The following is a 7,958-nucleotide window of genomic DNA, read 5'->3' as shown; positions in this document are numbered from 1 at the left end:
TGGTACACCGAGGCCTCCCTGGTCCTGGACCTGGACGGCAACCCCCAGCCGGTCATCCAGCGCACCGACGCCTCCGAAATGGCCGTGACCATCGGCGCCGACGGCTTCTCCTACACCCGCGAACCGGGCGAGGAACGCGGCTTCAAGGTCGGCGCCCAGCTGTAACAAAGCTGCAGCAAAGTCCGACGGCGGGATGCGGCAGTGTGCCGCACCCCGCCGTCGTGCGTTAAATTGCGTTACTTGCTTGGGCATTCCGGCGGGCGTTCAAGACACGTGCGGCGGCTCCTCTATGCGATACCGGCGGCTAGGCGGTGCCGGCTACTTCGATCACCCGGCGCCGGTGGTCCTTGATCGCTACGGCCAGTGCTATCAGGACCACGCAGGCGATGGCGCCGAAGCCCGCGGTGATGGCCGTTTCCCAATCCGTTTGGGCCAGGGTGGCAAAGGCGATGGCCGTCATCATCGCGATCCCCACGGAGGTTCCGATCCGCTGTCCGGTCTGCTGCACTCCCCCGGCGCTGCCCGCGTAATCCAGGGGAACGTCGGCAAGCGTCAACGTCTGGTTAGGGCTGATCACCAGCCCCTGGGCCGTGCCCACGAAGGACAGCGTAAACAGCAGCCACCAAAAGTTCAGACCGAACGCCGTCTGCCAGTGGATGACCATCACGCTCGAACCCAGCCCGAAGAGGGCGCACAGGATTCCCCAGATCACAACCCTCCGCCCGTACTCCATCACCTTTCCGCCGGACCAATGGGACCCCACAGCCGCCATGATGGCTGCGGGCAAACTGATGAGGCCGGCCTCCAACGCGGTGCGCCCCAGCCCGTTCTGGACGTAGAGCGCAACCAGAACCCAGACACTCGTCATGCCGAGCATGTAGAGACCGGAAATGAGGGTGCCATTGGTGAAGCCTGCGCCGCGGAACAAGTGCAGATCCACCATCGGACTGCGGCCGCGCAGTTTGTAACGGTGCTCCCACCACACCCACAGGGCCAGGACCGCCAGACCGGCGGGCAGCATCGCCCAGGTCCACGCCGAGCCGCGAGACTCGACGAAGGGCAGCAGCACAATAAGGACGGCCATGCCCAGCAGGAACGCCCCGACGGGGTCCAGATCCCGCGGATGATGGCCGGCCGGCCGTGTTTTGGCAAACGGCAACCATGACCGGTTCAGCGGGGTGGACTCCGGCACGGCTACCTCCACAGGCGCGGCGCGTGCCGGAGATGAGCCGTTCAGCATGGGCTTCGGGAACCACAGGAAGGCCAGAACCAGGGCCAGGATGCCCACGGGAACGTTGACCAGGAACGTCCAGCGCCAACCGTGCTCCACGCCGAAAATCTCGACCAGCAAGCCTCCCAGCAAGGGCCCGATGGCAACCGAGACACCAATGACCGTGCCCATCAGGCCGAAAGCCCGGGCCCGTTCGCCGTCCCGGAAGTACTGCTGGATCATTCCGATCGCCTGTGGGTTGAGCAGGCCGGAGCCTATGCCCTGGATGAACCGGGCGATGTTCAGGGTGAAGGCATCGGGAGCCAGGCCTGCAGCGATCGACGAGAGAGTAAAGATCACCAATCCGGCTATGAAAATTGGGCCCCTGCCGAAGATATCGCCGGCGCGCCCGGCCGCCACCAGCACGATGCCGAAGGTCAGCGCGTATCCGGAGAGCACCCACTGGATATCGGATTGGCTGGCACCCAGCCCCGCCTGGATGGAGGGCAGCACGACATTGACAATGCTGACGCCCACCAGCGCCATGAAGACGGTGACCAGCAGGACCCCGAGAATGCGCCAACGGCCAGGATCCGGAACATAGTCCGGATCCTGGGACGGATTCAGCGGTGCGGTCACCCTCCATTCATACGCCCGCACCTGTCGGGGTCAAAACTTCGGCTGTTATGTCGGCGAGGCGCCGCACCGGTCTACCATTGGAGCTTCGGCCCGGCTATAGTTGAGCGTTTCCCTTCGGCGCCGGAGCCAAGTTGCCGCCAGCATCCCGGTTACGATTTCCCAGCTGATCAGCACCAGCATTCCGCCCGTTCCGGCACCGGCTGCCGTGGCGGCCGGCGCCAAAGCAGCTACTCCGGTGTGATGGCTGTGGCCTACCCCGCCGTTCGGCAGCAGCAGGAGCACGGCGTGGAACGCCGCCATTGCCAACGCTGCGAGCATCAGCATCTTCGCCGGCTCCACCCCGGCTGTGCGCCACAGGACGAGGGCGCAGGGCAGGCAGACAACAGCCATCGCCAGCATCACGCCGGCCTGCCACCAACTGTCCCGGTGCGCCCATGCCATCCAAAAGTGGGCCGCGATCGCGACGAAGGCGGCGAGGGAGCAAAGACGGGCGTGCCATCCGGTCCCAGCCGCAGCCTTCGGCTGCATCAGCCCCAGCATCATGGCCCGCTACCGGTGGCAGTGTCCGCCGGCGGGCTTGCTCGGCGGCACGTCCAGGACGGGGCTGCGGTCGAAGAAACCGTCGGGGCGGAGCCTGAAGCCCGCCGTATCGACCGGCATGATCGGCCAGTCCTCAACCCGGGGGTAGTGCGTCAGGCCGAACGTATGCCACACGACGATGTCCTCGCCGTCGATATTCCGGTCCTGGGCAATATAAGCCGGCAGGCCTGCCCCGCCCGCATGCTGGTTGACGAAGTCTCCGGTCGGGTACCGCTCGGCCTCGTCGTGACGGGTGACCCAAAGGTCTTTCGTAGCGAAAGCCGCGCGCCTGGCTACCGACGAACCGGGATCAGCCAGCAAGGTCGGCTGTCCCTCCGGGTACAGCTTGTAGGCCACCGGCTCGCCGAGCCGGTTCAGCGATTTAGGGTTGGAAATGTGCCAGGTGCGCCCTGCCGCCATGTTCGTGTCTCTCGCTGCCTCCGACTCCCTTGCCAGCAGCGTACGACGCCGGGTGAAGGCATTGCCGCGTTCGTTGCCTTCACCGGTGGGCACCCTTACCGCTTCTTCTTCCTCCACCCGATTGGTAAAACCATCCAGAGCCATGTCCAGCCGGGCGCTGAAGAGATGCTGGTGGTATGGCGCTCCGAGTCCTGGCGCCATCTCGGACGCGTACTCGTACCCCTTGCCTGGGTACGCGCTGGTGAACACGATACCGGTGGCCTTGGCCTCGAACTCGATGGTTCCGTCCAGGTACAGGTACCAGTAGAAGCCGTAGTCGTAGTTGCCGATGGTGGTGAAGAAGGAGACCACCATGCGGCGGTTGCGGCGGGTGTAGTTGATACCCGTCCACAGGTCGGAGTGCTTGGCGAGAATGCCTGAGTCCTCTTCATGCATGCAGATGCCGTTGCGGATTTCGCGTGGGTTGCCGAAGCCGTCGGCAATGACCGGCGAGAGGTAGGTGATGTCGCCCAGGCAGTCGCAGCCCAGTTCCAGCGAGTTGGCGTACTGGCCCACCTGGTATTCGCCCGTGTCGAAATAGTTCTGCCAGGAGCGCACCGGTGACGGATCACCATAGGGAACAACCATCTCGGCGATGGAAGCGCGCTTGATGATGGAGCGACGGCGTCTGTCGTCCTGGAACGCGATGTTGTGCAGCACCACGCCTTCGCGGGCGTCGAAACCGACATCGAAGCTCCACTTTTCCCATTCGATGTGGTTGCCGCCGGTCACGGTGAAGCTCGGCCCTTCCGGCTGGGTGATCTCGATCGGCTTCTGGGTGGTGCGCAGTTCCCCGGTCAGTTCCGGGTCCGTGTAGTTGCCGTGCTCGGCGGGGACCGGCACCGCTCCGAAGTCCAGCACCTGGTCCACGCTCTTGCTCACCACGTCAACGTAGGCCACCAGACCATCGATCGGGTGGGCCCAGGCGCTGTCCTCCGGGAACTCCTGGTAGAAGGCCAGGCCACGAAGGATCCGGCGGCCCTTCTCCTCCGGGTACTCGAATACCCCCGCGGAAAGCGGGGCTACCCGCACCTTGTCGACGTCGAGCCCCCGCTCCGCGAGCGCTTTCAGCCAGCGTGCGTCCTGGCCAAGAATCTGCTCAACAACTTCGAATTCTTCCTCCAGCACGGGCAGTTCACCGGTGAGCGAAGTATCCAGTTCTGCCACGGAGAGCACCCTGTTCTCAGTGACCGAGACAGTGACATCCCGGGGCGCGGCACCCGAGACATCATGCAGAAAGGCACGGAAGCGCCGGTCCTCCGCGCTCTGGGGCCCGCGTGGAGGATCAGCCAGGCCGAGGTAGGCGAATCTCGTCGCGTCACCTACCAGACCGTTGTCGGCTAGGATTTCGCGGACCCGCATGATTTCATCGGCCGTAGCCAAAGCATAGGCAGTGTTGGTGACTCCCGCTGTGGTGGTCATGGCTACCCTTTCGAATAGGAATTTCCTGCCCGTACCGATGCCCCTCAATGACGGCCTCGGCTACGGACTTATTTTTCTATGTCTGTAGAGAATAACGGCCAGTAAGATGCATCACAAGGGGTAAGACCCAATATTTTCCGAGGGAGCAAGCAGTGCCGAAGATCGTCGACCACGACCAACGCAGGTTGGAACTGGTGAGCGCCACCTGGCGAATCATCGCCCGCCTTGGCATGGATGCCGCCACCATGCGTGAGATCGCAGCCGAAGCAGGCTTTGCCAATGGTGCCCTCAAGCCCTACTTCCCCACGAAAGACGATCTGCTCGCGTTTGCGTTTGAGCACGTCTTCAACCAGACCAACCGGCGCATGGCTGCTGCCACCACAGGCAAAACCGGCTTGGCCGCGCTTCGCGCGTACTGTAAGGAAATTCTTCCGCTGGACGAAGACCGGCTCAACGAGGCCCGCATCGTGATTCCATTTTGGCAAAAAGCGCTGACAGACCAGTCCAAGGCGGAGCTTCACGATTCCTCGATGGAACAGTGGCGGACAAGTCTGGTCGAGCAATTGCAGCAGGCGCGCTCCGAAGGCGAGGTTTCAACCGCAGTCAGCGATGAGGCAATCGCCGGGCACGTCATGAATATGGTGCTGGGCGCCCAGATAACTGCGGTGCTGGATCCGGACCACTACTCACCGGCCCAACTGGCGGCCCAGCTGGATGGCTACCTGGAGCTGCTGGCGACTCGTCCGTGACCGCCCGTTTTTCGCCCGCTGTCGAAAAAACATGGCGGCGACCGACAAAAGCCGCTAAATTGGACGGAGTGTGCTTAACCACACACCCCGCAGTAAAGGGCGGGTAGGAGTAAGGGGACGTCGTGCCAGCAGCCACAGTCCGCGGTATGCGCGGAAAACAGTCCGGTGACGTGCAGGCTGCCGTCGCGGACAACTTCAGTCAGTGGCAACACCTTGTGTCCGAATCCTTCGTGCCCCTGGAAGTCCGCTCGGACAAACGCCAAGATTTCAGTGGCGTGCTACGTTCGCGGGTGCTGGACGAACTTTCCATCGTGGAGGTGACCGCAAAAGGCCATCAGGTACTGCGCACTCCGGCTCTGATCGAACGGTCCGACCGGCTGTTCTTCAAATTGAACCTGCAGCTCTCCGGCCACGGCATCCTCATCCAGGACAACCGGGAAGCCGCGCTGCGTCCGGGGGACATTGCGGTGTACGACACCCACCGGCCTTACACCCTGGCGTTTGAGGAGGACTTCCGGACACTGGTGGTCATGTTTCCCCACGATCTCCTGGATCTCTCCCCCGACGAGGTGGGTCAGCTGACCGCTGTGCGGATGGCCGGAGACCAAGGGTTGGGCCGCATGATCAGCCCATTCATGATGCAACTGGCGGAAAACCTGGAAGTGCTCACCGGACCGAGCGGCCATCGGCTGGCGCACAACGCCGTCGACCTGATCGCCACTATGTTCGACAACGAACTCAGCACCAGACGAAGCACCGAGGAAGGACACTATAGCGAACTGCTCGTCCGGATCCGGCAATACATCGAAGCCAACCTAGGCGATCCAGGCCTCGCTCCGGCGAACATCGCGGCTGCCCATTACATTTCCACCCGCCAATTGCACAACATCTTCCACAATGCCGATGCCACTGTCGCCACCTGGATCAGGGCGCGCAGACTGGAACACTGCCGGCGGGATCTGCGCGATCCTATTCTTGCTGAGCGGCCCGTCGGAATCATTGCCAACCGGTGGGGCTTTGTCGATGCGGCGCACTTCAGCCGCATCTTCCGCAGTGCCTACGGACAAACGCCCAGCGCCTACCGTCTGGGCTGAACAACGGGCATCCGGTCACCACGGACCCAGCATCAGCTGGAGCCCGTCCATCCCGCCGCAATCAGTACCGCATCGCAAGCTGTGCACGCTTAGTCAACACCGGTGCCCGCGACGACAACCCCTCACAGAGTGATTGATGCCACAATCAAGACATCTTTTATTCTCCCGTTGGAGGTTTTAATGACACAGCAACGAGCACTGCAAACTCCACCCAGCACAGAGACTCAAGGCTTAAGCCGCAGGACGCTGGGCGTCCCTGCCCTTGTTTTCATGATCATTGCCGCGTCGGCGCCGCTGACTGTTATCGCCGGCGGCACACCCAGCAACTTCGCTGTTACCGGTGTGGTGGGAATTCCGGCGTCCTTTCTGGTCCTTGGGATCTGCCTGGCAGTCTTTGCGGTGGGCTACTCGGCAATGAGCGCCCATATCCGCAATGCCGGGGCCTTTTACGCATACATTTCCCAGGGGTTGGGACGGGCGGCCGGAGTCGGCGCGGCGTGGGTGGCGCTGGTCGCATACAACGCCATGCAGATCGGCATTTACGGCCTCTTCGGCTTCGCGTCCGCCTCGTTCATCGGCAGCAAGATCGGAGCCGAAGTTCCATGGTGGCTGACCGCCGCCGTCGGATTTTTGATAGTCGGCTGGATCGGCATCAACAAGGTGGATCTGTCGGTCAAAGTGATCGCCGTTCTGGTCGGCCTGGAATTCCTGGCTGTCATTGTGTTCGACATAGTCGCTTTGGCCGTGCAGCCGGAGGGTATCTCGGCAGCGGGCCTGGCCCCGTCGAACCTGTTCACCGCAGGCGTGGGGGCAGCCTTGGCTTTCAGCATTGCCGGATTCATGGGCTTCGAATCGGCCGCCATCTACAGTGAGGAGGCCAAGGATCCCAAACGTTCGATCGGGCGGGCTACGTTTATCGCAATTGCCGTCATCTCACTCTTCTATGCGTTTTCGGCCTGGGCAACAACCATCGCGACCGGACCAAGCCAAGTTGTCGCCCAGTCTCAGGAATTCGGCCCCGACCTGCTCTTCGTCTTTCTGAGTGCGCATGCGGGTACTGTCGCCGCGGACATCACGCAGGTCCTGTTCATCACGAGTCTTCTGGCCGCGCTCATTGCCTTTCACAACGCCGTAGCGCGCTATGTCTTTTCGCTGGGACGGGAAGGAGTCATTCCGAGGCGGCTGGGTTATGTCAGTCCGAGAAGCCATGCTCCTGTTGCCGGCTCGCTCGTCCAATCCGCGCTTGCCCTGGTGATGCTGTTCATTTTCGCCGTCGCTGGCATCGGGTCCGAGCTCGGCCCGCTGTATCCTGTCCTGACCTTCTTTACATGGCTGACGAACACCGGTGCATTCGGTCTTGTCCTGCTGCTCGTCCTGATTTCGCTGGCTGTCATCGGATACTTCCGCAGGCACGGTGGAGGATATTCAGTCTGGACGCGTATCGTCGCTCCGGCACTCGCTGCCGCACTCCTGGGCGCCGTATTCATCCTGATCGTCGTCAACTTCGATGTACTCATAGGCACCGAGGGAACGTCACCGCTTTCATGGATCCTGCCCGCGGTCGCGTTGGTGCCCGGCGTACTCGGAGTGCTTTGGGGACTGTATCTGAAAAGTGCCAGGCCTCTGGTCTACAGCGGCATTGGTAGCGGCGGAAGCGGGGATGATTAGGCCGACGCTTGCCAGCCAGAATACAAGACGATCACAGCGTTAAACCGAAGTTACGTCTGTCTGAGACGCCGGAATCCCCGTGTTTGCGGGGATTCCGGCGTTATTCGTAGGTGGTTTTCTGGCTACTTGGCCCAGGTG

Annotated in this window: 6 protein-coding genes and 1 pseudogene; 4 read left to right on the top strand and 3 right to left on the bottom strand. The window is 62.4% G+C overall.

Annotation, left to right across the window (positions count from 1 at the left end; genetic code table 11):
* Window positions 1–165: pseudogene (locus B0G38_RS22925) on the top strand (3,4-dihydroxyphenylacetate 2,3-dioxygenase); the annotation flags it as partial.
* A 139-nt stretch (window positions 166–304) separates the two neighbouring features.
* On the opposite strand, the gene B0G38_RS22920 reads toward B0G38_RS22925, so the two are convergent.
* The 3 genes from B0G38_RS22920 to B0G38_RS22910 are packed head-to-tail and all read right to left on the bottom strand — an operon-like array spanning window position 305 to window position 4,309.
* Window positions 305–1,849, bottom strand: coding sequence for an MFS transporter (locus B0G38_RS22920; protein ID WP_264671612.1), 1,545 nt, complete (start codon window positions 1,847–1,849; stop codon window positions 305–307).
* Between the two features lie 45 nt (window positions 1,850–1,894).
* Window positions 1,895–2,392 (bottom strand): hypothetical protein, encoded by a 498-nt coding sequence (locus B0G38_RS22915; protein WP_264671611.1) that lies wholly within the window; start codon window positions 2,390–2,392, stop codon window positions 1,895–1,897.
* 6 nt (window positions 2,393–2,398) lie between these two features.
* Window positions 2,399–4,309, bottom strand: a complete 1,911-nt coding sequence (locus B0G38_RS22910) for a primary-amine oxidase (RefSeq protein ID WP_264671610.1) — start codon at window positions 4,307–4,309, stop codon at window positions 2,399–2,401.
* Between the two features lie 152 nt (window positions 4,310–4,461).
* On the opposite strand from B0G38_RS22910, the gene B0G38_RS22905 reads away from it, so the two are divergent.
* From B0G38_RS22905 to B0G38_RS22895, 3 genes are all read left to right on the top strand, one after another.
* Entirely contained in the window at window positions 4,462–5,058 is a 597-nt protein-coding gene (locus B0G38_RS22905; protein ID WP_264671609.1) for a TetR/AcrR family transcriptional regulator, read from the top strand.
* Window positions 5,059–5,204: 146 nt separating this feature from the next.
* On the top strand, window positions 5,205–6,152 hold the full coding sequence (locus B0G38_RS22900; protein WP_264671613.1) for an AraC-like ligand-binding domain-containing protein: 948 nt from the start codon (window positions 5,205–5,207) through the stop codon (window positions 6,150–6,152).
* Window positions 6,153–6,332: 180 nt separating this feature from the next.
* Window positions 6,333–7,820, top strand: coding sequence for an APC family permease (locus tag B0G38_RS22895; protein ID WP_264671608.1), 1,488 nt, complete (start codon window positions 6,333–6,335; stop codon window positions 7,818–7,820).
* Window positions 7,821–7,958 lie beyond the last annotated feature (138 nt).

Source organism: Crystallibacter permensis, assembly GCF_025960875.1.
Taxonomy (GTDB): domain Bacteria; phylum Actinomycetota; class Actinomycetes; order Actinomycetales; family Micrococcaceae; genus Crystallibacter; species Crystallibacter permensis.
Note: the sequence above shows the minus strand (reverse complement) of the source record. Positions and strands in the feature narration are given on the sequence as shown.